This window comes from Variovorax sp. OK605, from assembly GCF_900115445.1.
In the GTDB taxonomy this organism is placed as follows: domain Bacteria; phylum Pseudomonadota; class Gammaproteobacteria; order Burkholderiales; family Burkholderiaceae_C; genus Variovorax.
On the sequence record NZ_FOWL01000003.1, the window covers coordinates 24,599 to 49,794 of the forward strand.

Below are 25,196 nucleotides of genomic sequence, written 5' to 3' on the forward strand. Positions count from 1 at the left end.
CGGGGACCATCGGCACGCTCAATGCCACGGACATCACGACGTCCAACCTGTCGGCAACCACAGGCACCATCGGCACACTGAACGCGACGGACATCACCACGTCCAACCTCTCGGCCACGACCGGGACGATCGGCACGCTCAACGCCACCAACGTCACGACTTCGAACCTGTCGGCGGCGAGCGGCACGATCAACAACCTGACGTCGACCAACCTCACGACGACCAACCTCTCGGCGGCGCAAGGCACGATCAACACGCTGAACGCCACCAGCGTCAGCACCACCAACCTGTCGGCCGCCAGCGCCACCATCAACGCACTGAGCGTCGGCACGATGAGCGCGTCGACGGTGAATGCGAGCACGGTGAACGCGACCACCGGCAACTTCCAGACGATCACGGCCGCCAACGGCAACATCACGGTGCTGAACACGCAGACCGGCAACATCACCACCATCAACGCGGTGACGGGCAACGTCACCACCTTGAACGCAGGAACGGTCAACGTCACGGGCAACGTGACCGCCGGCGGCACGGTCACCGCGGGCAACGGCGTGGTCGCCAACGGCCGCGTTCAGAACGTGGCACCGGGCGTGCTGCCGACGGACGCCGCGAACATGTCGCAGTTGAACCAGGTGCGCACCGAGGTCCAGGACGCACGCAAGATCAGCAGCACCGGCGCGGCCATCGCGATGGCGGCGGCCGCGGTGCCGGCGCTCGAGGCGGGCAAGAACTTCGGGCTCGGCGTGGGCGTGGGCACGTACGACGGCCGCTCGGCCATCGCGGCGGCCGCCAGCTTCCGCATCGGCGAGTCCGCACAGATCAGGGTCAACTTCGGCAGCGGCAACAACGGCAAGGTCGGCGGCGGCGTCGGCGCATCCTGGTCCTGGTAAGCCGTTCGGCGAGCGCTGCGGCCTGTGCGCCGCACCGCTCGCCGGAGGGACTCCGCGCAAGGCCGGCCCCTATACTGGGTGGCCGGCCTTTTTCATGGATATCGAGGCCGCGCCTGCATCGGTCGGTCTCTTGAGCGTTCACTCCACGGCGTCATGAATTCACCTTCTCTTGCCCCCGCTCCCGCCGCCCCGGCCGAAGATGCCGGCCGCCTCCTGGAACAGGGACTGGGGCTGCACCGGGTGGGCCGGTTCGCCGAGGCGCTGCAGGTCTACGAGCACCTGCTGAGCCGCTTTCCGGAGCACGCCGACGCACTCCATCTCACGGGCGAGGCGCTGTACCGGCAAGGCCGGCCGAAGCTGGCGCTGAACTATGTGAACCGCGCGATCGCACGCACGCCGCACCACTTCTACTTCAACACCCGCGCCACGATCTTCATGCACATGGGCTTGCTGGCCGAAGCGCAGCAGGACCTGCGCCGCGCCGTCAAGGCGCAGCCGAACTACCCCGAGGCCTACGTGAACCTGTCGGCGGTGTACCGCCAGCAGAAGAAGTTCCGCCAGGCGCGCGAGGCCGCGGCCGAGGCCACGCGGCTCGCACCGCAAGCGCCGGCCGCATGGAACAACGCCGGCGCCATCGACATGGAACAGGACCGCTTCGACGAAGCCGTCGAGCAGTTCGCGCGGGCGCTCGGGCTGGACCCGGGCTACATCGTCGCGCACAAGAACATCGGCAAGATCCGCGCGCACCAGAACGACTGGACGGGTGCGCTCGCCTCCCTGGAGCAGGCCCAGACCGAGCCGCCGGACTTCGAGGCCAGCTACCTGCTGGCCCGCGCGCTGATCCACTGCGGCCGCAACGAAGACGCGGTGAGTCCCATGCAGCGCGCCATGCGCCATTCGACGATCGAGGTGCGCGCCCGGGCGCTGTCGGAACCCGACGCCATGGCCGCGCTCTACGGTGTCTGCGCCACGCTGGAGGGCGCGGCGATGCGCTTCGGCGAATCGGCGGAGCTGTACAGGCTGGCCCTGGAATCGATGCCGGAGCAGGAAGCGCTGCTCAACAACCTGGGCGCCAACAACTTCCGCCAGGGCCACTACGACGCCGCCATCGAGGTGCTGAAGAAGGCGCTCGAACTGCATCCGGGCCAGGTGCTGGCGCGCTGCAACCTGGGCGTGACCTACGTGATGGCGGGCCAGTCCGAAGCGGCCATTGCGGAGTTCGAGCAGTGCATGCGCGACGACCCGGACTTCATGCCGGCGATGGTGTGGCTGCTCGGCGAAAAGGCGCACATCGCGCGCTGGGACGGCACGCCCGAACTGCGCGAGCGCATCGCCACGCGCCTGGACAGGCCGGACAACGACCAGACCGCGTCCTCCTTCATCCTCATGTCGAACTACGACGACGCGAAGCGCCTGATGGCCTGGACGCAACGCTCGGCCACGCTCGCCGACACGAACGCGGGCATCAGGTCCTTTGCCGATGCCGGCGCGCGCCGCACGGCGCCGCGCATCCGCGTGGGCTACTACTCGTTCGACTTCCGCAACCACCCGGTGGCCCACCTCACGGCCGAGCTCTTCAACCTGCACGACCGCAACGCATTCGAGGTGTTCGTCTATTCCTACGGCCCCGACGACGGCCACCCGGCGCGCGCGCGCATCGCCGCGTCGGCCGAGCACTTCGTCGACATGCACGGCCAGTCGATCCAGCAGATGGCCGAGCGCATCCGCGAGGACGAGATCGACATCCTGATCGACCTGTCGGGCGACACGCGCGGCGCCAAGCCGCAGGTGATGGCCTACCACGCGGCGCCCGCGCAGCTCATGTGGCTGGGCTACATGGGCACCAGCGGCACGCCGAGCTACGACTACCTGGTGTCCGACAACTTCCTCTCGCCGCCGGGCACCGAGGATTGCTACACGGAAAAACTGCTGCGCCTGCCCGAGACCTTCCAGGTGATCGACACGCAGCGCCCGGTGAACCCGCGCAAGGCCACGCGCGCCGCGCACGGCCTGCCCGAGGACGCCTTCGTGCTGTGCAACTTCTCGCAGTCGTTCAAGATCCAGCCCGAGACCTTCGACGCGTGGGTGCGCATCGTGCAGGGCATTCCGAACGCGGTGCTGTGGCTGGCGCAGGGGCCCGACGGCTTCGAGCGCAACCTGCGCGCGCACTGGGAAGCCGCGGGCCTGGCGGCCGAACGCCTGGTCGTGTCGCCGCGCATGCCGGTCGACCAGCACCTGGCGCGCATCGGCCTGGCCGACCTGTTCATCGACACCTTCCCCTACAGCAGCGGCGCGACCGCGAACGACGTGCTGTGGTCGGGCGTGCCGCTGCTGGCGCTCACGGGCACGACGATGGTGTCGCGCATGGCGGGCAGCCTGCTCGGCGCCATCGGGCTGCCCGAGCTGGTGGCCACGGACCATGCCGCGTACGTGCACAAGGCCATTCACTACGCCACGCACCCCGGCGAACTGGCCGCGCTGCGCGCACGGCTCGCGGCGGCCAAGGAGGCGCGCCGCGGCTACTTCGACACGCCGCGTTTCGTGCGGCACCTGGAGGACGGCTTCCGGCAGATCGCCGCGCGCAGCCGCAGCGGGCTGGCCGCCGCGCACGTCGACGTTGCGCTGCGCCCGCTGGAGAAGTGAGCAATCGCGGGCATACTCGGCTCTCCTTCAACAGCAGAGCTCCAGCAGCCTTTTGAATCATGAGCATCCTCAGTGAATTCAAGGAATTTGCCGTCAAGGGCAACGTGATCGACCTCGCGGTCGGCGTGATCATCGGTGCCGCGTTCGGCAAGATCGTCGACTCGCTGGTGGCCGACATCATCATGCCGGTGGTCGGACTGGTGTTCGGCAGGCTCGACTTCTCGAACCTCTACGTGGTGCTGGGCACGGCGCCGGCCGGCGTGGCGAACACGCTGGCCGACCTGAAGAAGGCCGGCGTGCCGGTGCTGGCCTACGGCAACTTCATCACCATCGCGGTCAACTTCGTGATCCTGGCTTTCATCATCTTCATGATGGTCAAGCAGATCAACCGCCTCAAGCGCAACGACGAGCCGGCGGCCGCCGCGGCGCCCGTCACGCCCGAAGACGTGGTGCTGCTGCGCGAGATCCGCGACAGCCTCAAGCAACGCCCGTGAGCGGCTTCAGGTGCCGTGAGCGCCCTTAAGAGCCCTGAGCGCCCTGAGCGCTCTTGGGCTGAGCGCCACTGAGCACCCGGGCCATGCGCAACGCCTCCACGAGGCTGGACGCATCGGCCCGCCCCGTGCCCGCGATATCGAAGGCGGTGCCATGGTCGGGGCTGGTTCGCACCAGCGGCAGCCCCAGCGTCACGTTCACGCCCTTCTCCACGCCCAGGTACTTGACCGGGATCAGGCCCTGGTCGTGGTACATCGCCACCACCACGTCGAACTCGCCGCTGGACGGCACGCCCGCCTTCGCGCGCGCGCGCATGAAGACGGTGTCGGGCGCATGGGGCCCGCTGGCGTCGATGCCTTCGGCGCGCGCGGCCTCGATGGCCGGCGCGATGATGTGCAGCTCTTCCGAACCGAACAACCCGCCCTCGCCCGCATGCGGATTCAGCCCCGCCACGCCGACGCGCGGCACGCGGCCCAGCGCATGGGTCAGCGCCCGGTGGGTGATGCGCAGGGTTTCGAGCACGCCTTCGAAATCCACCGCCTCGATGGCATGGCGCAGCGACATGTGGATGCTGACGAGCACGGTGCGCAGCTCGTCGTTGGCCAGCATCATGCGCACCGGCACGTCGGCCACGGTGCGGCCCAGGTGGGCGGCGGCCTCGGCCTGCAGCAGCTCGGTGTGGCCGGGGTACGGAAAGCCCGCGGCCGACAGCGCCTCCTTGTGCAGCGGCGCGGTGACGATGGCGGAGATCTCGCCGCGCAACGCGGCCCGCGCGGCCCACACCACGCATTCGCCCGCCACGCGGCCGGCCTCGGCGCTGATGCGGCCGGTCTCGATGCGCGACGGCGCCGCGATCACCTGCAGCACCGGGATGCAGCCCGGCGGCACGGTGGCGGCCTCGGCAACGGTGTCGATCTCGAGCACCGGCCAGGCCGGCCGGCCCGGCACGGCCAGGGCCTGGGACGCCTTGCGCACCGTGCCCACGTCGCCGGCCACGAACGCGCCGCGCGTGGCATCGGGCGCGTCGCGGAACGCCTTGACGATGATCTCCGGGCCGATGCCCGCGGGATCGCCGAGCGTGATGCCGATGGGTGCGTTGCTCATGCCGGGTTGTCGATGTCGATGAACTGGTGTTCGAGCCCGAGCTGCGCCGCCACGTGGGCCGCCACCGCGGGCGCGCCGTAGCGCTCGGTGGCGTGGTGCCCGCAAGCCAGGAAGGCCACGCCCATCTCGCGCGCGTAGTGGGCCTGCGGCTCCGAGATCTCGCCGGTGATGAAGGCGTCGGCGCCGGCCGCGATGGCGGCCTCGAAGTAGCCTTGCGCGCCGCCCGTGCACCACGCTATGTTCTTGATAGCGCGATGCGCAGTATCGACGAGCGTAACCGGCCTTTTGAGCACTTTTTCGACGTGCGTGGCGAGCGTCCTGGCGTCGGCGAAGCCTTCGCCGCTGTCCGGCGCACCCAGGAAGCCCAGCTCCTGCTCGCCGAAACGCCCGCCCGCGCCGGGGTGCGCCACGAGCCCCAGTTGCAGGCCGAGCTGCGCGTTGTTGCCGAGCTCGGGGTGCGCGTCCAGCGGCAGGTGGTAGGCGAAGAGGTTGACGTCGCTGCCCAGCAGCAGGCCCAGGCGCTGCTTCATCCAGCCGGTGACGCGGCCGTCCTGGCCGCGCCAGAACAGGCCGTGGTGCACGAAGATGGCGTCGGCCTCGGCGTGGATCGCGGCCTCGATCAGCGCGCGGCTGGCCGTGACGCCGGAGACGATCTTGCGCACCGTGGTGCGCCCTTCGACCTGCAGGCCGTTGGGTCCATAGTCCTTGAAGCGGCCGGGGGCCAGCAGCAGGTCGAATGCGTGAAGCAGTTCGTGGCGGGTGGTGCTCATCGCGACATTGTCGCGCTGCCCCCGCCGACCTCGGGCGCCACGCCATCGCGCATGGCATGGCCGCGCGCCGCCAGCGGCAGGAACGCGAGCAGGAAGCCCAGGCCAGCCAGCACCGCGACGTAATGCGCCGGCGCCATGCTGTCGCGCTGCAGCCAGAGCGTGAGGATCACCGGCGTCAGCCCGCCGAACACGGCGTACGACATGTTGTAGGCGAACGAAAGCCCGGTGAAGCGCACTGGCGCCGGGAAGGCGCGCACGCCCGCGATCGGCACGGTGGCGATGGTGCCCACGAACAGGCCCACCAGCGCGTAGTGCGCGTACAGCGTCGACGGCGTGCCGGGCAGCCCGGTGTAGAACAGGTAGGCCGTGGCAAACAGGCCGCCCCAGCCGACCAGCATCACCGCGCGCGTGCCGATGCGGTCGCTGGCCCAGCCGGCCAGCATGCAACCCAGCGTCAGGGTGAGCGTGGCGAGCGCGTTGGCTTCGAGTGCCAGCGCGGCCGGAATGTGGTGCACCTTCTGCAGGTACGTGGGCGTGTACAGCACCACCACCACGATGGCGGCCGACAGCACCCAGGTCAGCAGTGCCACGTACACGCAGGCCAGGCGATGCTCGCGCAGCACGGTGCGCAGCGGCAGCTCGCGCGCCACGGTGCGCCGGCCCGCCAGCTCCTTGAACACCGGCGTCTCGTGCAGGAAGCGGCGCAGGTACACCGACACCAGCCCGAACACGCCGCCCAGGATGAACGGCAGGCGCCAGGCGAAGCCGCTCACCTGCTCCGGCGAATAGTGGCGGTTGATGGCCACCGCGACCAGCGAGCCCAGCAGGATGCCGCCGGTGATGCCCGAGGTCAGCATGCCGATGCCGAACCCATAGCGCCTGGCCGGCACGTGCTCGCCCACGAACACCCAGGCCCCGGGCATCTCGCCGCCGATGGCCGCGCCCTGCAGCACGCGCATGGCCAGCAGCAGCAGGGGCGCCGCGACGCCGATGCTCGCGTAGGTCGGCAGCAGGCCGATGACCAGCGTGGGCGCCGCCATCAGGAAGATCGACAGCGTGAACATGCGCTTGCGCCCGAAGATGTCGCCGAAATGCGCGATGACGATGCCGCCCACCGGGCGCGCCAGGTAGCCGGCCGCGAAGATGCCGAAGGTCTGCAGCTGCCGCAGCCAGTCGGGCATGTCCGCCGGGAAGAACAGCGCCCCGACCACGGTGGCGAAGAAGACGTAGATGACGAAGTCGTAGAACTCGAGCGTGCCGCCGAGGGCGGACAGGGCGAGGGTCTTGTAGTCGCTCGCACCGAGGGTGCGGGACGTGCTGGGGGGCGCGGACGGGGCGGACGGCGCGGTCTGGGCGCCGTCGTGGAGGGTTGCTTCTGGAGTCATGGCTGGCAAGGAGGTCGAAACCGCGCGCCAGCCCGCGGGACCGGGTGAGAAACGGAAAAATGGCGCGCCGACGAACGCCTGGCCGCCTCCGCCGGGTGGGCAGTGCGGGAGGCCTGAGAACACGGGCCGGATGGGCTCGCTCCGCGATGCTAGGTGTTTACCCGGATTCACGCAGGCGGTATTGCTCAATCTCGACCTCGCGGCGCGGTTTCCGGCTCGTGCGGTTGAGGGACAATTGGCCACATTGCTGCGCCCCACGGCAGCGTTCCTCCGTCTTTTTCACCGATTTTTCATGAAACGCACCTGGCTGCTCTTTGCCCAAGCCGTGACTGTCCTGCTCGCGGCCTACTTCGTCGTTGCGACGCTCAAGCCCGAATGGCTCAACAGGCGCGCGACCTCGCTGGGCGGCGTGGTGTCGATCGTGGAAGCACCGGCCGGCGCCCCCGCCGCGGCGGCGCCCGGCAGCCTGAGCGTGCCGGCCAAGAAGGCCTCGCCGGCGGTGGTGAGCATCAACACCAGCAAGGCCGCGCAGCGCCACCCGCGCAGCAACGACCCGTGGTTCCGCTTCTTCTTCGGCGACCAGGACGACCAGCCCCAGGTGGGCCTGGGCAGCGGCGTGATCGTCAGCACCGACGGCTACATCCTCACCAACAACCACGTGGTGGAGGGCGCCGACGAGATCGAGGTGACGCTCAACGACAGCCGCCACGCGCGCGGCAAGGTGATCGGCACCGACCCCGACACCGACCTGGCCGTGCTGAAGATCGAGCTCGACAAGCTGCCCGTGATCGTGCTGGGCGACTCCGACGCGCTGCAGGTGGGCGACCAGGTGCTGGCCATCGGCAACCCCTTCGGCGTGGGCCAGACCGTGACCAGCGGCATCGTCTCGGCGCTGGGCCGCAACCAGCTCGGCATCAACAACTTCGAGAACTTCATCCAGACCGACGCGGCCATCAACCCCGGCAACTCGGGCGGCGCGCTGATCGACGTGAACGGCAACCTGCAGGGCATCAACACCGCCATCTACTCGCGATCGGGCGGCAGCATGGGCATCGGCTTCGCCATTCCGGTGTCGATGGCCAAGATCGTGCTCGAGGGGATCGTGAAGGAAGGCCAGGTGCGCCGCGGCTGGATCGGCGTCGAGCCGAACGAGCTGTCGCCCGAACTGGCCGAGACCTTCGGCGTGAAGGCGGACGCGGGCGTGATCATCACCGGCGTGCTGCAGAACGGCCCGGCCGCCAAGGCCGGCATTCGCCCGGGTGACGTGATCACCTCGGTGGGCGAGAAGAAGACCGACAGCGTGCAGGCGCTGCTGACCGCGGTGGCCGGCCTGAAGCCCGGCAGCACCGCGCGGTTCGCGCTGCAGCGCGGCAGCGACAAGATGGAACTGGATGTGATGCCGGGGCTGCGGCCGAAGAGCCCGGTGCGGCAGGTGCCGAACCAGCCGGAATAAAGTAAAAAGCCTTCCCCGGGGTTGCGCACACATCGTGCGCTTCTTCCTTCTTCGCCACCCCTTTGCCCCGGGGAGCAGCACCCGAGGCTCGGCATAGCCGGTGTCGCGGTGTTCAGGAACTCAGGGAATTCGGGGGAATTCCGGGGATTGGGCAGACCGAGGTTCGCCGATGGCGAGCCCCCCGGGCCCCGCACCCCTTCGCAAGATCAGCTGGAAGCCGAGTCCGCGCTTTCTTCGTCTTCGGGCTTCTTGACCGAGCTGGCGAAGTACCTGGCACCGATGATGCCCACCTCGTACAGCAGGCACATGGGCACCGCCAGCGCCAGCTGCGAGACCACGTCGGGCGGCGTCAGCACGGCGGCCACGACGAACGCGACCACGATGAAGTAGCCGCGGAAGGACTTCAGCTTCTCGATGGTCACCATCTCGAAGCGCACCAGCAGCATCACCACGATCGGCACCTGGAAGGCCACGCCGAAGGCGATGTACAGCGACAGGATGGCCTCGACGTACGAGGAGATGTCGGGCGTCGCCTGCACCGCCGCCGGGGCGAAGCGCTGGATGAAGCTGAACATCTTGTCCAGCACGAACAGCTGCACGAAGGCGATGCCGGCATAGGCCAGCAGGCTGCCGAAGAAGATCAGCGGCAGCGCGAACTTCTTTTCATGGCTGTAGAGGCCGGGCGCCACGAACATCCACGCCTGGTACATGAGCCAGGGCAGCGCCAGCAGCACGGCCGCCATCATCAGCACCTTGAGCGGCACGAAGAACGGCGAGAACACGCCGATGGCGATGAGCTTGGCGTCGTGCGGCATGTGCGCCTTGATCGGCATCGCGATGATGTCGATCAGCCCGCCGGGGCCGGGCCAGATCGCCAGCAGGATGCCCGCGATCACCAGGCCATACACGCAATAGAGCAGGCGGTCGCGAAGCTCGACCAGGTGAGCCACGAACGGCTGTTCGGTGCCCGCCAGCTCGTCTTCTTTGTCGTTGTTCTTGTTGTCGGAATCGGCCATTGGAAAAGAAGAAAGCGTGACGTCGGCCGGCGTGCGGCGCTCGGGGAACGCGGTGGTGGGGGTGCGCTAGGTGATCTTGTTGATCGTGTGCGGGCGGAAACGCGCGACGCGCGCCGCACCCGACAGCGCCTTGGTGCGCACGCCGTTTCGCGACTTGTACCACTGCGGCGTGGCGCCCTGCTTCAGCCGCCAGTTCTTGCGCGGATGCTTGTATTCGGGCGGCGGTGGCGGCTCGGGCTCGGCCAGCGCCGACAGCGTTTCGCCCGAACCGCTGAACTGCTTCTCGAAGTCGCTCGCCCCGGTGTGGATGCTGTGCTCGACGTCGCGGGCCGCATCCTCCACCGTGGTCTTCATCTTGCGGAGCTCGTCGAGCTCCATCGATCGGTTGACTTCGGCCTTGACGTCGTTCACGTACCGCTGCGCCTTGCCGAGCAAGGTGCCCACGGTGCGCGCCACGCGCGGCAGCTTCTCCGGGCCGATGACGATCAGCGCCACGACGCCGATCAGCGCCAGCTTCTCAATGCCGAGGTCGAGCACGTGCGGTCTGCGCTCAGGACTTCTGACGCGCTTCGACGTCGATCGTCGACTTGTCGCTGTTGGCCGGCTGGCCGGTCACCTGCTGGGCCGGTGCCGAAGTGCCGGCCGGCGCGTCCGCGCTGCCGTCCTTCATGCCGTCCTTGAAGCCCTTGACGGCGCCGCCAAGGTCCGAACCCATGTTACGCAGCTTCTTGGTGCCGAAGATCATGACCACGACGAGCAGCACGATCAGCCAGTGCCAGATGGAAAAAGAACCCATGGAGAACTCCTAAGAATGTGTCCGATTTTAGTCGGGTGGAATGTGACAGTTTGGCTTAACGCCGCTCAGCCGCGAAGCCAGGGCCGGGGACCGCCCATGACATGGACATGGAGATGATGAACCTCCTGCCCACCCTCGTTGCCCGTGTTGACGACGACCCGGAAGCCGCCCTCCGGATAGGGCCTGCAGCCCTGCTCCAGCGCCAGCTTGGGAGCCAGCGTCATGATCTTGCCCATGAGCGCCGCATCGTCCGGCGTGAGTTGCGCCATCGAGGCGATGTGCTTCTTGGGCACCATCATGAAATGCACCGGCGCCCAGGGCGCGATGTCGTGAAAAGCAAACAGGTCCTCGTCCTCGTAGACCTTGCGGGAGGGGATCTTGCCCTCGATGATCTTGCAGAAGACGCAGTTCGGGTCAGATGACATCTTTGGGTTCCATGGGGCGGCCGTCGTTCATGCGGATCATGCCTTTCACGATCCGGTACAGGAACCACAGCGAGATCAGGCTCCAGGCAATCCAGCCCGGGACGTAGAACACGAGAAACAGCCAGATCGTCAGGATGTACAGCAGCCCCGCCCACAGCACCGAGCGGATGCGCCAGCTGAAATGCGAGGCCTGCCAGGTGCCGGCCGCGTCGTCGCGCTTGACGAAGTCGATCACCAGCGCGACCAGCAGGATGACGATGGAGGCCTGCGCCCCCGGCACGACGGCGCCGATGGCCACGATCAGGTGCAGGACGTAGCTGACCCAGCCCCAGGTCTTGAGGGAGTCGTCGGGTTTCGCGTTCACGATGTCGTTGGCCATGGTCGGTGTCCTTTCAATCGTTGGATGCGTCAGCCTCTCCAGCTTCCCGGGCCCGCACCTTGCGCAGGGCCTTTTCCTCGATGCCGCTGGTGCCTTCGCGGCGCTCGAGCTCCGCGGTGACGTCGGCGGGCGAGAAACCGTAGTGCGCCAGCGCCACCATGGTGTGGAACCACAGGTCGGCCACTTCGTTCACTATTTTCGAGCGGTCGCCGCCGTGATCGGCGTCCTTGGCGGCCATCACGACCTCGGTGGCTTCCTCGCCGATCTTCTTGAGGAAGGCGTCGGGGCCCTTGTGCAGCAGGCGCGCGACGTAGCTCTTCTCGGGGTCGCCGCCCTGCGCGGGCAGGCGGCTTTCGATGACCGCGGCCAGGCGCGCGAGGGCGTCGGAGGTGTTGTCGGTGTTGTCAGCGTTCACGGGGGCCGTCATTTGTAGATGGATTCCGGGTCTTTCAAGACCGGTTCGACCACGGTCCACTGGCCCTTGTCGTACTTGCTGAAGAAGCAGCTGTGGCGCCCGGTGTGGCAGGCGATGCCCGGCTCGTGGCCGAGCTGGGTGACCTTGAGCAGCACCACGTCGTTGTCGCAATCGAGGCGGATCTCGTGCACGGTCTGCACGTGGCCCGACTCCTCGCCCTTGAACCAGAGCCTGTTGCGCGAGCGGCTGAAATACACCGCGCGGCCGAGCTCGGCGGTCTTCTCGAGCGCCTCGCGGTTCATCCAGGCGAACATCAGCACGTCGTTGCTGCCCTGCTCCTGCGCGATGACCGGCACCAGGCCGTTCGCGTCCCACTTCACTTCATCGAGCCAATTCATGGCGCTATTGTCAGGGATGGCAAAAGACCCTTGAGAGGCGTTCGAGCTGCGCCCTGCGGGGCCGCTCACTGGTCGATGCGCACCGGGATGCCCCGGGCCGCCATGCGGGCCTTGGCCTCGCCGACCGTGTGCTCGCCGTAGTGGAAGATGCTGGCCGCCAGCACCGCGTCGGCGCCGCCGGTCTGGATGCCGTCGGCCAGGTCGTCCAGGCTGCCGACGCCGCCCGAGGCGATCACCGGCACGTTGACGGCGTTGCTCACCGCGCGGGTCAGCTCCAGGTCGAAGCCGCTCTTGGTGCCGTCGCGGTCCATGCTGGTCAGCAGGATCTCGCCGGCGCCGCGGCGCGCCATCTCGGTGGCCCACTCGACCACGTCCAGGCCGGTGTTCTTGCGCCCGCCATGGCTGTACACGTCCCAGCCCGCGCCGCGCGTGGCGGCCTCTTCGGGGCTGCGGCGCTTGGCGTCGATGGCGACCACGATGCACTGCGAGCCGTACTTCTGCGCGGCGTCGCTGATCACCTGGGGGTCGGCGATGGCGGCCGAGTTGAAGCTGGTCTTGTCGGCGCCCGCGTTGAGCAGCCGGCGCACGTCGGCCACGGTGCGCACGCCGCCGCCCACGGTCAGCGGAATGAAGACCTGCGAGGCCACGGCCTCGATGATCGGCAGGATCAGGTCGCGGCCGTCGCTGGTGGCGGTGATGTCCAGGAAGGTCAGCTCGTCGGCGCCCTGCGCGTTGTAGCGCGCGGCGATCTCGACCGGATCGCCGGCGTCGCGCAGTTCGACGAAGTTGACGCCCTTGACGACACGGCCACCGGTGACGTCGAGGCAGGGAATGATGCGTTTGGCAAGCATGGGATGAACGGGTAAGGAATCAGAGGACGCGGAGCTGTTGCCAGCCCTGCCATTGGGCGCCGGGGGCGAGCAGCACGGGTTCGTCGATGCGGGCGGCTTCGACGCACAGCATGTGCCGGAAGCCGTCCGCGGGCATGTCGGCGAGTTTCGCACCGAGCACCGCGCCGGGGTTCCAGACCACGGTTTCGCTGCAGCTCGCGCTTTGCGAGATCTCCAGCGTGCCGGCGGGCTGCACCAGGCGCAGCGGTTGTGCGGGGGCGGCGTAGACACTGTCGAACTCTGCATCGAAATGCAACGCGGCCGCGGTTTCCACGTGGCGGTCGTCGCGCAGCGAATCCCAGCGGTTGGCACCCTGCAGGCCCTCCAGGCGGGTATCGGCGATGTCGTCCACGCGCAGGTAGGTGTGCAGCGCGGCGGCGAAGGTCCAGGGCGCGCGGTCGATGTTGGTGAGCGTGAGCGAGGTGCGCAGCTGGCCGGCCGACAGGGTGGCCTCCAGCCGTGCCTCGAAAGCGTGCGGCCACAGCGCGCGGGTGGCGTCGGTGTCGCGCAAGCTCAGCCGAAGTGACTCCGGTGTGTCGGACGCCTCGTGCTTCCAAGGCAAATTGCGCATGAATCCATGCTTGGGCAACATGCCGCGCTGGTTGAATTGGGGGCAGCAGATGGGCACGCCGCCGCGGATGGCGGCTTGCCCGTCGAACACCGCCGAAGGGCTCAGGTAAAGCCTCTCGACCCCGTCGGCCGCCGTCCAGGACAGCACTTGCGCACCGTGCAATGCCACCGTGAGGGTGCTTCCATCGGCGCCTGTGGCACGCAATGCGGGCTGGCCGCGAAACTCGATCGGGGTGATTTCCATGGCGAGAATTGTAGGCAGCGCCCGCGCGGTGGCACGGAATTGGCATCCGGGGCCATTGCGTGCCCGGGGCCTTCTTGGATACCCTGTGACCGCTTGCGGTGAAGACAGCATGCAAGTCGGTCCCGTGCACTCCAAAAATCACTCCACACAGACAAAAGGGGATACGCATGAAGAAAAAGCTGCCGATGGCCGCCTGGATCCTGATCGCGATGGTGCTGGGCATCATCGTGGGCTACATGATCTTCACGAGCTTTCCGGACAAGAAGGCCGCCAAGGAGATCGCGGACTACGTCTCCATCGTCTCGGACGTGTTCCTGCGCCTGATCAAGATGCTGATCGGCCCGCTGGTGTTCTCCACGCTGGTGGTGGGCATCGCGCACATGGGCGACGCCAAGTCGGTCGGGCGCGTGTTCGGCAAGGCCATCGGCTGGTTCCTGACGGCATCGCTGGTCTCGCTGGTCATCGGCCTGATCATGGCCAACCTGCTCAAGCCCGGCGACAACCTCGGCCTGCCGCTGCCCGACATCGGCGCCTCGGCCAACCTGGCCACTTCCAAGTTCACGCTGAAGGACTTCGTGAGCCACACGGTGCCCAAGTCGTTCGTGGAGGCCATGGCCAACAACGAGATCCTGCAGATCGTGGTGTTCTCGATGTTCTTCGGCGTGGCGCTGGCCTCGCTGGGCGACAAGGCCAAGACGCTGGTGGCGGCCATCGAGGAACTGTCGCACGCCATGCTGAAGATCACGGGCTACGTCATGAAGCTCGCGCCGCTCGCGGTGCTGGCCGCCATGGCCGCCACGGTGGCTGTCAACGGGCTGAGCATCCTGCTGAAGTTCGCGGTGTTCATGGGCGACTTCTACCTGGGCCTGTTCGTGCTGTGGAGCGTGCTGGTGCTGGCGGGCTTCCTGTTCCTCGGGCCGCGCGTGTTCAAGCTGCTGGTGCTCATCAAGGAGGCCTTCCTGCTGTCCTTTGCCACCGCCAGTTCGGAAGCCGCGTATCCGAAGATCCTGCAGGCGCTCGACCGTTTCGGCGTGAAGCGCAAGATCTCCAGCTTCGTGATGCCCATGGGCTACTCGTTCAACCTGGACGGCTCGATGATGTACTGCACCTTCGCCGTGCTGTTCATCGCGCAGGCCTACAACATCCACATGCCCATCAGCACGCAGGTCACGATGCTGCTGATCCTCATGCTCACCTCCAAGGGCATGGCCGGCGTGCCGCGCGCCTCGCTGGTGGTGATTGCCGCCACGCTCAACCACTTCGACATTCCCGAGGCCGGCCTGCTGCTGATCCTGGGCGTGGACACCTTCCTCGACATGGGCCGCTCGGCCACCAACGCGGTGGGCAACTCCATCGCCACCGCGGTGGTCGCCAAGTGGGAAGGCGAGCTGCTCTCCGAGAGCGACGCCGAGACCAATGCCCGGGCGATCGACGAGGAAGCCAACGCCACCCTCGCCCACCCGGCGCACGCGTGAACGGCAACGCCATGAAGCGCATCGGCACGCTGCCATCCGCTTTTGCGGCACTGCTGGCGGCCTTCGCCTGCGTATTGGCGGTTCCCGCGCAGGCGCAGGAACTCACCGGCACGCTGGCCAAGGCGCGCGAAACGGGCGCCATCACCATCGGCTACCGCGAGTCGTCGGTGCCGTTCTCGTACCTCAACGCGCGCAAGGAACCGATCGGCTATTCGATCGAACTCTGCCGCTCGCTGGTGAGCTCCATCGAGGACGCGGTGAACAGGAGCCTCACCATCAAGTGGGTGCCCGTGACCTCCGACTCGCGCATCGACGCGGTCGCCAGCGGCAAGGTCGACCTGGAGTGCGGCTCCACCACCAACAACCTCGAGCGCCAGAAGCGCGTGGCCTTCTCGCCGACCATGTTCGTCTCGGGCACCAAGGTGCTGGTGAAGAAGGGCTCGCCGATCAAGTCGTTCCGCGACCTGGCCGGCAAGAAGGTGGCGGTGACGGCCGGCACCACCAACGAGAAGACGCTGCGCGAGCTGTCGGAGAAGTTCAAGCTCGGCATCAACCTGGTGGTGACGCCCGACCATGCGGAGTCTTTCGGGTTGGTGAAGAGCGGCCAGGCCGACGCCTTCGCCACCGACGACGTGCTGCTCTACGGCCTGATCGCGCAGGATGCCGCCAAGGCGAACTACGAGGTGGTCGGCGACTTCCTGTCCTACGACCCCTACGGGATCATGTACCGCAAGGGCGACGCGCAGCTCAACAAGGTGGTCGTCGACGCCTTCCAGGTGCTGGCGGAAGACGGCGAGATCGAGCGCCAGTACAAGCGCTGGTTCCTGCGCAAGCTGCCCACGGGCGAAAGCATCAACCTGCCGATGAGCGCGCAGCTGGATACGATCATCCAGACGATGTCGGTGAAGGCGGAATAAGGGCCCTCGCGCTCGCCTACCGCGCTGGCCACTCCCAGCGCGGAATCTCGCTCATGTCGAGGTTGGCGATGCGGGTTTCGCCGAACTGCTTCTCCAGCACCACCGGCTGCAGGCTGTCGCTGTCTTCCAGCGCGGCGATCAGCCTGGCGGCATGAGACACCACGATCACCTGCGACTCCCGTGCCGCCTGGGCGATCAGGCGGCCCAGCGCGGGCAGCAGGTCGGGGTGCAGGCTGGTCTCGGGTTCATTGAGCACCAGCAGCGCCGGCGGACGGGGCGTCAGCAGCGCCGCGATCCACAACAGGTACCGCAGGGTGCCGTCGGACAGTTCGGCGGCCGTCAGGGGCCGCAGCAGGCCGTGCTGGTGCATCAGCGTCTCGAAGCGGTCGCCGCTCACCTGCACTTCGACGCTGGCGCCCGGAAAGGCGTCGTCCACGGCGCGGTCGAGCGCCTCGCCGTCGCCGATCTCGCGGATGGTCTGCAGCGCGGCGGCCAGGTCGGCGCCGTCGTTGGCGAGCACCGGCGTGTAGGTGCCCAGCTGCGGTTGCCGCGCGGGCGCCTCGGCGTCGGAGCGGAAATGGTCGTAGAAGCGCCAGGAGCGCATCTGCTCGCGCAGCGTGAGCATCTCGGGCGCGTCGCGCGGATCGGCGTGCTCGGTCATCATGCTGGCGAAGGCCGGAACCGGCCGGCCGACGGCCTGCCAGCCCTTGCCGTCGCGCAGGCGCAGCGCGGCGCCCTTGCGGTCGACCAGCTGCGTCGAAGGGCGCAGCAGCGGACCGCTCCAGATGGCCTCGTGCTTGATCTGCGGGTCGTTCGAAAAGACCGACGAACTCGGCAGCGGCAGGCCGATGTCGATGGCATAGCCGAAGTCTTCGGCCTCGACCCCGGCGAACCCCAGCTTGAGCGCGACCGGCTCGCTGCGCGATGTGCCCTGCACCGGCACCTCGCCACGCAGCATGGCCGCAGAGAAGCGTTCGGGCCCGGCCCACAGAGTCGATGAAAGCCCGCCTTCGCGCACCAGCGAGCGGATCACGCCGCCGTTGGCAATGTCGGCCAGCAGCCGCATCGCCCGGTACACGCTCGACTTGCCGCTGCCGTTGGCGCCGGTCACGACCGTGAGCCGGCCCAGCGGCACCGTCAGCTGGCGCAGCGAGCGGTAATTGGCAATGGCGAGCGCGGAAAGCACGCGCTGCGCAATGAAGGCGTCAGGCGCCCAGTTCGTCCGCGCGAGCCTGCGCGGCAGCGAAATCGAGGTCGCCCGAGTAGATGGCGCGACCGCAGATCACGCCCTCGACGCCGTCGGACTCGACCGCGCAGAGCTTGTCGATGTCCATCATGTTCGACAGCCCGCCCGAGGCGATCACCGGAATGGTCAGCGCCTGCGCCAGCTTGACGGTGGCCTCGATGTTGATGCCCGAGAGCATGCCGTCGCGGCCGATGTCGGTGTAGATGATCGACTCGACGCCGTAGTCCTCGAACTTCTTGCCCAGGTCGGCCACTTCGTGGCCCGTGAGCTTGCTCCAGCCGTCGGTGGCGACCTTGCCGTCCTTGGCGTCCAGGCCCACGATGATGTGGCCGCCGAAGGCGCTGCAGGCGTCCTTCAGGAAGCCAGGATTCTTGACCGCGGCGGTGCCGATGATCACGTAGCGCAGGCCGTCGTCGATGTAGCGCTCGATGGTGTCGAGGTCGCGGATGCCGCCGCCGAGCTGCACCGGGATGTCGTCGCCGACTTCCTTCAGGATCGCCTTGATCGCGGCGTGGTTCTGCGGCTTGCCCGCGAAGGCGCCGTTCAGGTCGACCAGGTGCAGCCGGCGCGCGCCGGCCGTGACCCACTTGCGGGCCATGGCAGCGGGGTCTTCGCTGAAGATGGTGGACTGGTCCATGTCGCCCTGCTTGAGGCGAACGCAGTGGCCGTCTTTGAGATCAATGGCGGGAATGAGGAGCATGGAAGTGACGCGAGTGTGCAAATGCCGGGCTGTGGAAGGTTCGGCCCGGTCGGAAAAATAGGTTCAGGGATTCCAGTGGAGGAAATTGCGATAGAGCTGCAACCCATGGTCCGCACTCTTCTCGGGGTGGAACTGGGTGGCAAAAATGTTATCGCGTGCGATGGCTGCGGTAAAGCTCGCGCCGTATTCCGCCTCGCCCACACTGTGCCTGGGGTCGACCGGGCGGGCGTAGAAACTGTGCACGAAATAGAAATAGCTCTGGTCGGGCACGCCGGCCCACACCGGGTGCGGCTGGGCCTGGCGCACCTGGTTCCAGCCCATCTGAGGCACCTTGAAGCGGCTGCCGTCGGGCTGCAGCCGGCCGGCCAGGTCGAACTTGACGACTTCGCCGGGAATCAGGCCCAGGCCGTCGGTCGGACCCTCGTCGCTGCGCGACAGCATCATCTGCATGCCCACGCACACGCCGAACAGCGGCTTGCTGGCCGCCGCCTCGAGCACCGACTCCTGCAGGCCGGAGTCGCGCAGCTCGCGCATGCAGTCGGGCATGGCGCCCTGCCCCGGCAGCACCACGCGGGTGGCCTTGCGGACCACGTCGGGGTCGGAGGTGACGAACACTTCCACGCCCACCTGGTCGGCCGCGTGGCGCACGGCCTGCGACACGGAGTGCAGGTTGCCCATGCCGTAGTCGACGACCGCGACGGTATTTGCTGCTACAGATTTCATAGCTGTTCGCCGGCGCGTTTCAGAGCGAACCCTTGGTCGATGGAATCACCCCGACGGAGCGGGGATCGAGCTCGAGCGCGCCGCGCATGGCGCGCGCGAAGGCCTTGAACACGGTCTCGCACTGGTGGTGCGCGTTGATGCCCTTGAGGTTGTCGATGTGCAGCGTGACGAAGGCGTGGTTCACGAAGCCCTGGAAGAACTCGTAGGTGAGCTGGCTGTCGAAGGTGCCGATCATCCCGCTGGTGAAGGGCACGTGCATCACCAGGCCCGGGCGGCCCGAGAAGTCGATGACCACGCGGCTGAGCGCCTCGTCCAGCGGCACGTACGCATGGCCGTAGCGGCGGATGCCCTTCTTGTCGCCGATGGCCTTGGCCACGGCCTGGCCGAGCGTGATGCCCACGTCTTCCACCGTGTGGTGGCCGTCGATGTGCAGGTCGCCCTGGCAGTCGATGTCGAGGTCGATCAGCCCGTGGCGGGCGATCTGGTCGAGCATGTGGTCGAAGAAACCGATACCGGTCGACAGCCTGGCCTTGCCGGTGCCGTCGAGGTTGACGCTGACGGTGATCCTGGTTTCCGCGGTGTTGCGGGTGACGGACGCGATGCGGTCGCCGCTGTCCTGGGGGGTGGGGGTGGTCATAGTGAGGCTTCGAGTGCCGCGAGCATCCGCGCATTCTCGTCGGCCGTTCCGACGGTGAGGCGCAGGCAGTTGGCGAGCAGTTCGTGCATTTTAGAAACGTTCTTCACCAGGACCCCGCGCGTCTTCATGCCCTCGAAGGTCTTGGTGGCATCGGGCACGCGCAGCAGGATCATGTTGGCGTCGCTGGGCCAGGTCTTCACGCCGGGCAGGCGGCCGAGCCCCGTCATCAGGCGCTCGCGCTCCTCGCGGATCTGCCGGGCCTGGGCCTCGAACACCTCGGTGTGCTCCAGCGCGAACAGCGCGCACTCGCAGTTGAGCACGCTGATGTTGTAGGGCGGGCGCACCTTGTCGATCTCGGCGACCAGCGCGGCCGGGCCCATCAGGTAGCCCAGGCGGATGCCGGCCAGGCCGAATTTGCTGAGCGTGCGCATCAGCAGCACGTGGTCGTGCTTCGCCAGGCGGTCGATGTAGCTGCGCGCGGCAAAGGGCTGGTAGGCCTCGTCCATCACCACCAGGCCGCCCTGCGCGCCCTGGGCCTGCACGATCTTCTCGATCACGGCGTCGTCCCAGAGGTTGGCGGTCGGGTTGTTCGGGTACGCAAGGTAGACGATGGCGGGCTTCTCGCGCGCGATGGCGGCCAGCATGGCGGCCTCGTCCAGCTCGAAGTCGGCCGTCAGCGGCACGCCCACGAAGCGCAGGCCCTGCAGCTGCGCGCTCATGGCGTACATCACGAAGCCGGGCAGCGGCGCCAGCACGGTGGCGCCGGGCTGGTCACAGGCGATGTCGAGCAGCGAAATCAGCTCGTCCGAGCCGTTGCCCAGCATCAGCGCGAAGCCTTCGGGCATCTGCGCGTGCGCGGCCAGCGCGCGCTGCAGCTCGGCGCCGCGCTCGCCCGGGTAGCGGTTGAGCGCCAGCGCGCCCAGCCGCGCGCCCAGCTCGGCCTGCAGCGCGGGCGGCAGGCCGAAGGGGTTCTCCATGGCGTCGAGCTTGATGAAGCCGCTGGCGTCCTGCACCGCGTAGGCATGCATGGCCCGCACGTCGTTGCGGATGCGGTCGATCGGGGGGCGGACGGATTCAGGAGCGGTCATCGGGTGCAGCGGTAGCTGTTTTTCAGGGCGCCGGACATGACCAGTTGCACGGGCATGTCGGCTTCGTAGCTGTCGGCGTTGCGCGTCAGCTCGGTCTGGTAGAGCGAGCGCGCCATGGCGGGCTCGAGGCGGCGGCCCTCGACGCAGAACGCGGGCTTACGCCCGTCGCGCTGCGACGACTCGACGCCTTCGCGAAGGCCTTCGAGCACCCCCACCAGGTAGTAGCTGGCGTAGGCCTTGCCGTCTTTTTCGGCGGCCTCGAGCGTGCGCAGTTCGCGGATGCTCATGGCCTGCGCGCCGGCGGCCGCCGCCAGGGCGAGCAGCAGGAAGGCGGCGCGCTTGCGGGTCGTCATTTTCGGTAGCGGGGCGCCGGCGCGTAGGCGCCGTCGGCCGGGAAGGCGCTGGGCTGCGCGCCCGCGGGCTCGCGGCGGGCGCGGCGCGGGGCGTCGCGCTCTTCGAGCTCGAACAGCGCGGCGCCGATCACGCCGATGTTGCGCACGTCGCCGGCCTCGGTGTTCGCCGCGTAGGCCCGGCCCGGAGCGGCGAAGCGGAAGGCCGCGACCTCGTTCTGGCTCTTGCGGAAGCCCTCGATGGTCAGCGACTGCAGCGGGCGCAGCACGTAGCCGCCGTTGCGCATGCTGCCGGGCTTGCCGTTGAGCACGTCGAGGCCGTCGACCGTGGCGATCACCTCGTAGCTGCGCTCGCTGAGGTTGCGAAAGCGCAGCGTGTAGCGCGAGCCCTGAACGCCGGCCAGGCGGAACATGTCGTCATCACCGCCACTGACGCCACTGCCGCCAGCACCACGGCGCGCGCGTTGCAGCGGCAGCGGGCGCCCTTCCTCGTCGAGCACCGACCATTCGATGTCGCCGTCGGCCAGCAGCAGGCCCAGGCGGCGCTCCGGATTGCCGCCGACAGCGCGGCGCACGGCGGAAGCCTCGTTGTAGCCGAGCGAGGCCATGTCGTCGGGCTGGGCGGACAGGCGCTTGGTGACGACGGTGTGGGTCTTCGACTCGAGGCCCTCGCCCCATTGCGTGCCGAGCTGCGGCGCGGGTGCGGCCGGGGCCGGCGCGGCGCTGGAGGTCACGCCGACGGCGGAAAAGTCGCGCGGCGCCTGCGGCATCTGGCTGCAGGCGGCCAGCATTGCGGCGCCCGCGACGAGTCCTGCGGCGAATCGGAAAAGACGCGAACGGTACAGACGGTCAATCATCTTGCTTGCTCCTCCCTGGAGACTTGTGATGGAAGCTCAGATCTTACGCAGCCGCATCCGGGCGGCCTCGGCGTGCGCCTGCAGGCCCTCGCCCTCGGCCAGCGTCACGGCGATCGGGCCCAGCACCTGGGCGCCGGCCTCGCTGACCTCGATGAGGCTCGAGCGTTTCTGGAAGTCGTACACGCCCAGCGGGCTCGAGAAGCGCGCCGTGCCGCTGGTGGGCAGCACGTGGTTCGGACCGGCGCAGTAGTCGCCCAGGCTCTCGCTGGTGAAGGCGCCCAGGAAGATCGCGCCGGCGTGGCGCAGCAGCGGCTCCCAGCGGTGGGGTTCGCTGCTGCTGACTTCCAGGTGTTCGGGGGCGATGCGGTTGCTGATCTCGCAGGCCTCTTCCATGCTCTTCGTGTGGATCAGCGCGCCGCGGCCGTTGAGCGAGGCGGCGATGATTTCCGCGCGCGGCATGGTGGGCAGCAGGCGGTCGATCTCGGCCTGCACGCGGTCGATGTAGGCCGCGTCGGGGCACAGCAGGATGCTCTGGGCCAGTTCGTCGTGCTCGGCCTGGCTGAACAGGTCCATCGCCACCCACTCGGGCAGCGTGCTGCCGTCGGCCAGCACCAGGATTTCGCTGGGACCCGCGATCATGTCGATGCCCACGGTGCCGAACACGCGGCGCTTGGCGGCGGCCACATAGGCGTTGCCGGGGCCGGTGATCTTGTCCACTGCCGGCACGGTGGCGGTACCGTAGGCCAGCGCGGCCACGGCCTGGGCGCCGCCGATGGTGAAGCCGCGCGTCACGCCGGCCACGTAGGCGGCGGCCAGCACCAGCTGGTTCTTCTCGCCCTTCGGCGTGGGCACGACCATGATGATTTCGCCCACCCCCGCCACGTGCGCGGGAATGGCGTTCATCAGCACGCTCGACGGGTACGCGGCCTTGCCGCCCGGCACGTAGATGCCGACACGGTCCAGCGGCGTGACCTTCTGGCCCAGCAGCGTGCCGTCGGCGTCGCGGTAGCTCCAGCTCTCGCCGCTGGCCTTCTTCTGGGCCTCGTGGTAGCTGCGAACACGGCGCGCAGCGGATTCCAGCGCGTCGCGCTGGACGGCCGGCAGCGCCTCGAATGCGGCCTTGAGCTCGGCCTGCGTCAGCTCCAGTTCGGGCAGCGTCTTCGCGCCGAGCTTGTCGAAGCGGTTGGTGTATTCCAGCACCGCGTCGTCGCCGCGCTTCTGCACGTCCGCCAGGATATCGGCCACCACCTTCTCGATGGCCGCGTCGTCGTCCGCGGACCAATGCAGCCGCGCCTTGAATTCAGCGTCGAAGCTGGCTGAAGTCGTGGAGAGTCGGGCGGGGGCTGCTTTCAGAGTCATGTGCGTCGGGCTCGGGCGGAAAGGTTCAGGCGGAAGGGATGGCCGACGCGAACGCGTCGATGATGCGGCGGATCGGCTCGCGCTTGAGCTTCAACGCGGCCTGGTTGACCACCAGGCGGGCGCTGATGTCCATGATGCGTTCCACCTCGACGAGGTGGTTGGCCTTGAGCGTGTTGCCGGTGGAGACCAGGTCGACGATGGCGTCGGCCAGGCCCGTGAGCGGCGCGAGCTCCATGCTGCCGTAGAGCTTGATCAGGTCGACGTGCACGCCCTTGCTGGCGAAGAAGTCGCGCGACAGGCCCACGTACTTGGTCGCCACGCGCAGGCGCGAGCCCTGCTTGACGGCCGAGGCGTAGTCGTAGTCGTTGCGCACGGCCACGCTCAGGCGGCAGGCCGCGATGCGCAGGTCCAGCGGCTGGTACATGCCCTGGTTGCCGTTCTCGAGCAGAACGTCGAGCCCGGTCACGCCCAGGTCGGCGCCGCCGTACTGCACGTAGGTGGGCACGTCGGACGCGCGCACCAGCACCACGCGCACGTCGGGGCGGGTGGTGTCGAGAATCAGCTTGCGCGACTTCTCGGGGTCTTCGGTGACCTCGATGCCGGCGGCGGCCAGCAGGGGCATCGTCTCTTCGAAGATGCGGCCCTTTGAGAGTGCCAGGGTGATCATGCTGCGGCTCCGGTCACACGTTCGATGTCGGCACCCAGGCCGCGCAGCTTGGCTTCCATGCGGTCGTAGCCCCGGTCCAGGTGGTAGATGCGGTCGACCAGCGTCTCGCCCTCGGCCACGAGGCCGGCGATGACGAGGCTGGCGGACGCGCGCAGGTCGGTGGCCATCACGGTGGCGCCGGAGAGCTGCTGCACGCCCTCGACCATCGCCACCTTGCCCTCGACGTGGATGCGCGCGCCCAGGCGCACCATCTCGTTCACGTGCATGAAGCGGTTCTCGAAGATGGTCTCGGTGACCATCGAGGCGCCGCGCGCAATCACGTTCAGGGCCATGAACTGGGCCTGCATGTCGGTCGGGAAACCGGGGTATTCGGTGGTGCTGAAGCTCTGCGCCTTCAGGTTCTCGTACGCCGGGCCCTTGGAGCCGATGCGCACGCCGTCCTTTTCGCAGGCCACCGTGCAGCCCGCGTCGCGCAGCTTGTCAATCACCGCGTCCATGTGATCGCCGCGCGCGTGGCGCAGGAAGGCCTCGCCGCCCGTGGCGGCCACGGCGCACAGGAAGGTGCCGGCCTCGATGCGGTCGGCCACCACGGCGTGTTCGCAGCCGTGCAGCTTCTCGACGCCCTGGATGCGGATGTGGCTGGTGCCGTGGCCTTCGATCTTGGCGCCCATGCGGATCAGCATCTCGGCCAGGTCGACGATCTCGGGCTCCTGCGCGGCGTTCTCCAGCAGCGTCTCGCCCTCGGCCAGCGCGGCGGCCATCAGGAAGTTCTCGGTGCCGGTGACGGTGACCATGTCGGTCAGGATGCGCGCGCCCTTCAGCCGGGTGCGGCCTTCGGGCAGGCGCGCGAGCATGTAGCCGTGGTCGACCACGATCTCCGCGCCCATGGCCTGCAGGCCCTTGATGTGCTGGTCGACCGGGCGCGAGCCGATGGCGCAGCCGCCGGGCAGCGACACCTTGGCGTGGCCGAAGCGCGCCAGCAGCGGGCCCAGCGCCAGCACGGAGGCGCGCATGGTCTTCACGAGTTCGTAGGGGGCCTCGGGGTTGCCGAGGTCGCCGGCGTTCAGGCGGACGGTGCCGTTGTCGTCGCGCTCGGCGCTCACGCCCATGTTGCGCACCAGCTTGAGCATGGTCGACACGTCCTGCAGGCGCGGCACGTTGTGCAGCGTCACCGGCTGGTCGGTCAGCAGCGCCGCGCACAGCTCGGGCAGCGCGGCGTTCTTGGCGCCGGAAATGAGTACTTCGCCGCGGAGCTCTCGCCCGCCGCGAATCAGAAGTTTGTCCATCGAAATTCCAGCGAAATCAAG

General features: G+C 68.2%; 28 protein-coding genes. 6 read left to right on the forward strand and 22 right to left on the reverse strand.

Annotated elements, in window-relative coordinates:
- The 3 genes from BM013_RS08355 to mscL form a co-directional block, all read left to right on the forward strand.
- Positions 1-890 (forward strand): YadA-like family protein (locus BM013_RS08355; protein ID WP_177225441.1); only part of this gene is annotated, 890 nt, incomplete at its 5' end.
- 153 nt (positions 891-1,043) lie between these two features.
- Positions 1,044-3,533 (forward strand): tetratricopeptide repeat protein, encoded by a 2,490-nt coding sequence (locus BM013_RS08360; RefSeq protein WP_093125309.1) that lies wholly within the window; start codon positions 1,044-1,046, stop codon positions 3,531-3,533.
- Between the two features lie 59 nt (positions 3,534-3,592).
- Complete coding sequence (gene mscL / locus BM013_RS08365; protein ID WP_093125312.1) at positions 3,593-4,027, forward strand: large conductance mechanosensitive channel protein MscL; 435 nt, start codon at positions 3,593-3,595, stop codon at positions 4,025-4,027.
- A gap of 25 nt (positions 4,028-4,052) precedes the next feature.
- Here the strand turns inward: mscL and pdxA are convergent, their stop codons facing one another.
- Genes pdxA through BM013_RS08380 form a run of 3 tightly spaced genes read right to left on the reverse strand, consistent with a single transcriptional unit; the run spans position 4,053 to position 7,284 of the window.
- Complete coding sequence (pdxA, locus tag BM013_RS08370; protein WP_093125315.1) at positions 4,053-5,129, reverse strand: 4-hydroxythreonine-4-phosphate dehydrogenase PdxA; 1,077 nt, start codon at positions 5,127-5,129, stop codon at positions 4,053-4,055.
- Complete coding sequence (locus BM013_RS08375; RefSeq protein ID WP_093125317.1) at positions 5,126-5,899, reverse strand: Nif3-like dinuclear metal center hexameric protein; 774 nt, start codon at positions 5,897-5,899, stop codon at positions 5,126-5,128. Before BM013_RS08375 ends, pdxA begins: the two co-directional genes overlap by 4 nt.
- Positions 5,896-7,284, reverse strand: coding sequence for an MFS transporter (locus tag BM013_RS08380; RefSeq protein WP_093125319.1), 1,389 nt, complete (start codon positions 7,282-7,284; stop codon positions 5,896-5,898). The genes BM013_RS08375 and BM013_RS08380 overlap by 4 nt, the downstream gene beginning before the upstream one ends.
- 292 nt (positions 7,285-7,576) lie before the next feature.
- On the opposite strand from BM013_RS08380, the gene BM013_RS08385 reads away from it, so the two are divergent.
- Positions 7,577-8,737, forward strand: coding sequence for a trypsin-like peptidase domain-containing protein (locus BM013_RS08385; RefSeq protein WP_093125322.1), 1,161 nt, complete (start codon positions 7,577-7,579; stop codon positions 8,735-8,737).
- 206 nt (positions 8,738-8,943) lie between these two features.
- Here the strand turns inward: BM013_RS08385 and tatC are convergent, their stop codons facing one another.
- The 9 genes from tatC to BM013_RS08430 all read right to left on the reverse strand — a co-directional run bounded on the left by tatC (position 8,944) and on the right by BM013_RS08430 (position 13,870).
- Positions 8,944-9,753, reverse strand: a complete 810-nt coding sequence (gene tatC, locus BM013_RS08390) for a twin-arginine translocase subunit TatC (protein WP_093125325.1) — start codon at positions 9,751-9,753, stop codon at positions 8,944-8,946.
- Positions 9,754-9,819: 66 nt separating this feature from the next.
- Positions 9,820-10,290 (reverse strand): Sec-independent protein translocase protein TatB, encoded by a 471-nt coding sequence (gene tatB / locus BM013_RS08395; protein WP_093125328.1) that lies wholly within the window; start codon positions 10,288-10,290, stop codon positions 9,820-9,822.
- Positions 10,291-10,303: 13 nt separating this feature from the next.
- Positions 10,304-10,549 (reverse strand): Sec-independent protein translocase subunit TatA, encoded by a 246-nt coding sequence (tatA, locus tag BM013_RS08400; protein ID WP_093125331.1) that lies wholly within the window; start codon positions 10,547-10,549, stop codon positions 10,304-10,306.
- A gap of 65 nt (positions 10,550-10,614) precedes the next feature.
- Positions 10,615-10,974, reverse strand: a complete 360-nt coding sequence (locus tag BM013_RS08405; protein ID WP_093125333.1) for a histidine triad nucleotide-binding protein — start codon at positions 10,972-10,974, stop codon at positions 10,615-10,617.
- A complete protein-coding gene (locus BM013_RS08410; RefSeq protein ID WP_093125336.1) occupies positions 10,964-11,353 on the reverse strand; it encodes a DUF4870 family protein in 390 nt (129 codons plus the stop codon). Before BM013_RS08410 ends, BM013_RS08405 begins: the two co-directional genes overlap by 11 nt.
- Before the next feature lie 13 nt (positions 11,354-11,366).
- A complete protein-coding gene (locus BM013_RS08415) occupies positions 11,367-11,768 on the reverse strand; it encodes a phosphoribosyl-ATP diphosphatase (protein WP_371279728.1) in 402 nt (133 codons plus the stop codon).
- A gap of 8 nt (positions 11,769-11,776) precedes the next feature.
- A complete protein-coding gene (gene hisI / locus BM013_RS08420; protein WP_093125341.1) occupies positions 11,777-12,166 on the reverse strand; it encodes a phosphoribosyl-AMP cyclohydrolase in 390 nt (129 codons plus the stop codon).
- Between the two features lie 65 nt (positions 12,167-12,231).
- A complete protein-coding gene (gene hisF / locus BM013_RS08425) occupies positions 12,232-13,017 on the reverse strand; it encodes an imidazole glycerol phosphate synthase subunit HisF (RefSeq protein ID WP_093125344.1) in 786 nt (261 codons plus the stop codon).
- A gap of 19 nt (positions 13,018-13,036) precedes the next feature.
- Positions 13,037-13,870 (reverse strand): D-hexose-6-phosphate mutarotase, encoded by an 834-nt coding sequence (locus BM013_RS08430; RefSeq protein ID WP_093125347.1) that lies wholly within the window; start codon positions 13,868-13,870, stop codon positions 13,037-13,039.
- Positions 13,871-14,037: 167 nt separating this feature from the next.
- Here BM013_RS08430 and BM013_RS08435 point away from each other — a divergent pair, with 167 nt between their 5' ends.
- The gene (locus BM013_RS08435; protein ID WP_093125350.1) at positions 14,038-15,345 is read left to right on the forward strand and encodes a dicarboxylate/amino acid:cation symporter; all 1,308 of its coding nucleotides are present in this window, start codon (positions 14,038-14,040) and stop codon (positions 15,343-15,345) included.
- An 11-nt stretch (positions 15,346-15,356) separates the two neighbouring features.
- Positions 15,357-16,262 carry an amino acid ABC transporter substrate-binding protein gene (locus BM013_RS08440; RefSeq protein ID WP_093126732.1) on the forward strand — a complete coding sequence of 302 codons (906 nt, stop codon included), beginning with the start codon at positions 15,357-15,359 and terminating at the stop codon, positions 16,260-16,262.
- A gap of 16 nt (positions 16,263-16,278) precedes the next feature.
- Here BM013_RS08440 and BM013_RS08445 read toward each other — a convergent pair whose 3' ends face one another.
- From BM013_RS08445 to murA, 10 genes are all read right to left on the reverse strand, one after another.
- The gene (locus BM013_RS08445; RefSeq protein ID WP_093125353.1) at positions 16,279-17,448 is read right to left on the reverse strand and encodes an AAA family ATPase; all 1,170 of its coding nucleotides are present in this window, start codon (positions 17,446-17,448) and stop codon (positions 16,279-16,281) included.
- 19 nt (positions 17,449-17,467) lie between these two features.
- Positions 17,468-18,208: a 1-(5-phosphoribosyl)-5-[(5-phosphoribosylamino)methylideneamino]imidazole-4-carboxamide isomerase gene (gene hisA, locus BM013_RS08450; protein ID WP_093125356.1), complete on the reverse strand. Its 741-nt coding sequence runs from the start codon at positions 18,206-18,208 to the stop codon at positions 17,468-17,470.
- Between the two features lie 63 nt (positions 18,209-18,271).
- On the reverse strand, positions 18,272-18,931 hold the full coding sequence (gene hisH, locus BM013_RS08455) for an imidazole glycerol phosphate synthase subunit HisH (protein ID WP_093125359.1): 660 nt from the start codon (positions 18,929-18,931) through the stop codon (positions 18,272-18,274).
- Positions 18,932-18,950: 19 nt separating this feature from the next.
- On the reverse strand, positions 18,951-19,568 hold the full coding sequence (gene hisB, locus BM013_RS08460; RefSeq protein WP_093125362.1) for an imidazoleglycerol-phosphate dehydratase HisB: 618 nt from the start codon (positions 19,566-19,568) through the stop codon (positions 18,951-18,953).
- Positions 19,565-20,656, reverse strand: a complete 1,092-nt coding sequence (gene hisC, locus BM013_RS08465; RefSeq protein ID WP_093125364.1) for a histidinol-phosphate transaminase — start codon at positions 20,654-20,656, stop codon at positions 19,565-19,567. The genes hisB and hisC overlap by 4 nt, the downstream gene beginning before the upstream one ends.
- Entirely contained in the window at positions 20,653-21,009 is a 357-nt protein-coding gene (locus BM013_RS08470) for a hypothetical protein (RefSeq protein WP_093125367.1), read from the reverse strand. Before BM013_RS08470 ends, hisC begins: the two co-directional genes overlap by 4 nt.
- A complete protein-coding gene (locus BM013_RS08475) occupies positions 21,006-21,863 on the reverse strand; it encodes a hypothetical protein (RefSeq protein WP_093125370.1) in 858 nt (285 codons plus the stop codon). The genes BM013_RS08470 and BM013_RS08475 overlap by 4 nt, the downstream gene beginning before the upstream one ends.
- 36 nt (positions 21,864-21,899) lie before the next feature.
- Complete coding sequence (gene hisD, locus BM013_RS08480) at positions 21,900-23,222, reverse strand: histidinol dehydrogenase (RefSeq protein ID WP_093125373.1); 1,323 nt, start codon at positions 23,220-23,222, stop codon at positions 21,900-21,902.
- 25 nt (positions 23,223-23,247) lie between these two features.
- On the reverse strand, positions 23,248-23,889 hold the full coding sequence (gene hisG / locus BM013_RS08485) for an ATP phosphoribosyltransferase (RefSeq protein ID WP_093125376.1): 642 nt from the start codon (positions 23,887-23,889) through the stop codon (positions 23,248-23,250).
- Positions 23,886-25,175 (reverse strand): UDP-N-acetylglucosamine 1-carboxyvinyltransferase, encoded by a 1,290-nt coding sequence (murA, locus tag BM013_RS08490; protein ID WP_093125378.1) that lies wholly within the window; start codon positions 25,173-25,175, stop codon positions 23,886-23,888. The genes hisG and murA overlap by 4 nt, the downstream gene beginning before the upstream one ends.
- Positions 25,176-25,196: the final 21 nt, after the last annotated feature.

Bases quoted from the DNA above. Each gene is read 5' to 3' on its own strand.
- BM013_RS08360 (WP_093125309.1), top strand. From the start codon at position 1,044: ATGAATTCACCTTCTCTTGCCCCCGCTCCCGCCGCCCCGGCCGAAGAT.
- mscL (WP_093125312.1), top strand. From the start codon at position 3,593: ATGAGCATCCTCAGTGAATTCAAGGAATTTGCCGTCAAGGGCAACGTG.
- pdxA (WP_093125315.1), bottom strand. From the start codon at position 5,129: ATGAGCAACGCACCCATCGGCATCACGCTCGGCGATCCCGCGGGCATC.
- BM013_RS08375 (WP_093125317.1), bottom strand. From the start codon at position 5,899: ATGAGCACCACCCGCCACGAACTGCTTCACGCATTCGACCTGCTGCTG.
- BM013_RS08380 (WP_093125319.1), bottom strand. From the start codon at position 7,284: ATGACTCCAGAAGCAACCCTCCACGACGGCGCCCAGACCGCGCCGTCC.
- BM013_RS08385 (WP_093125322.1), top strand. From the start codon at position 7,577: ATGAAACGCACCTGGCTGCTCTTTGCCCAAGCCGTGACTGTCCTGCTC.
- tatC (WP_093125325.1), bottom strand. From the start codon at position 9,753: ATGGCCGATTCCGACAACAAGAACAACGACAAAGAAGACGAGCTGGCG.
- tatA (WP_093125331.1), bottom strand. From the start codon at position 10,549: ATGGGTTCTTTTTCCATCTGGCACTGGCTGATCGTGCTGCTCGTCGTG.
- BM013_RS08405 (WP_093125333.1), bottom strand. From the start codon at position 10,974: ATGTCATCTGACCCGAACTGCGTCTTCTGCAAGATCATCGAGGGCAAG.
- BM013_RS08410 (WP_093125336.1), bottom strand. From the start codon at position 11,353: ATGGCCAACGACATCGTGAACGCGAAACCCGACGACTCCCTCAAGACC.
- hisI (WP_093125341.1), bottom strand. From the start codon at position 12,166: ATGAATTGGCTCGATGAAGTGAAGTGGGACGCGAACGGCCTGGTGCCG.
- hisF (WP_093125344.1), bottom strand. From the start codon at position 13,017: ATGCTTGCCAAACGCATCATTCCCTGCCTCGACGTCACCGGTGGCCGT.
- BM013_RS08430 (WP_093125347.1), bottom strand. From the start codon at position 13,870: ATGGAAATCACCCCGATCGAGTTTCGCGGCCAGCCCGCATTGCGTGCC.
- BM013_RS08435 (WP_093125350.1), top strand. From the start codon at position 14,038: ATGAAGAAAAAGCTGCCGATGGCCGCCTGGATCCTGATCGCGATGGTG.
- BM013_RS08440 (WP_093126732.1), top strand. From the start codon at position 15,357: ATGAAGCGCATCGGCACGCTGCCATCCGCTTTTGCGGCACTGCTGGCG.
- hisA (WP_093125356.1), bottom strand. From the start codon at position 18,208: ATGCTCCTCATTCCCGCCATTGATCTCAAAGACGGCCACTGCGTTCGC.
- hisH (WP_093125359.1), bottom strand. From the start codon at position 18,931: ATGAAATCTGTAGCAGCAAATACCGTCGCGGTCGTCGACTACGGCATG.
- hisB (WP_093125362.1), bottom strand. From the start codon at position 19,568: ATGACCACCCCCACCCCCCAGGACAGCGGCGACCGCATCGCGTCCGTC.
- hisC (WP_093125364.1), bottom strand. From the start codon at position 20,656: ATGACCGCTCCTGAATCCGTCCGCCCCCCGATCGACCGCATCCGCAAC.
- BM013_RS08470 (WP_093125367.1), bottom strand. From the start codon at position 21,009: ATGACGACCCGCAAGCGCGCCGCCTTCCTGCTGCTCGCCCTGGCGGCG.
- BM013_RS08475 (WP_093125370.1), bottom strand. From the start codon at position 21,863: ATGATTGACCGTCTGTACCGTTCGCGTCTTTTCCGATTCGCCGCAGGA.
- hisD (WP_093125373.1), bottom strand. From the start codon at position 23,222: ATGACTCTGAAAGCAGCCCCCGCCCGACTCTCCACGACTTCAGCCAGC.
- hisG (WP_093125376.1), bottom strand. From the start codon at position 23,889: ATGATCACCCTGGCACTCTCAAAGGGCCGCATCTTCGAAGAGACGATG.
- murA (WP_093125378.1), bottom strand. From the start codon at position 25,175: ATGGACAAACTTCTGATTCGCGGCGGGCGAGAGCTCCGCGGCGAAGTA.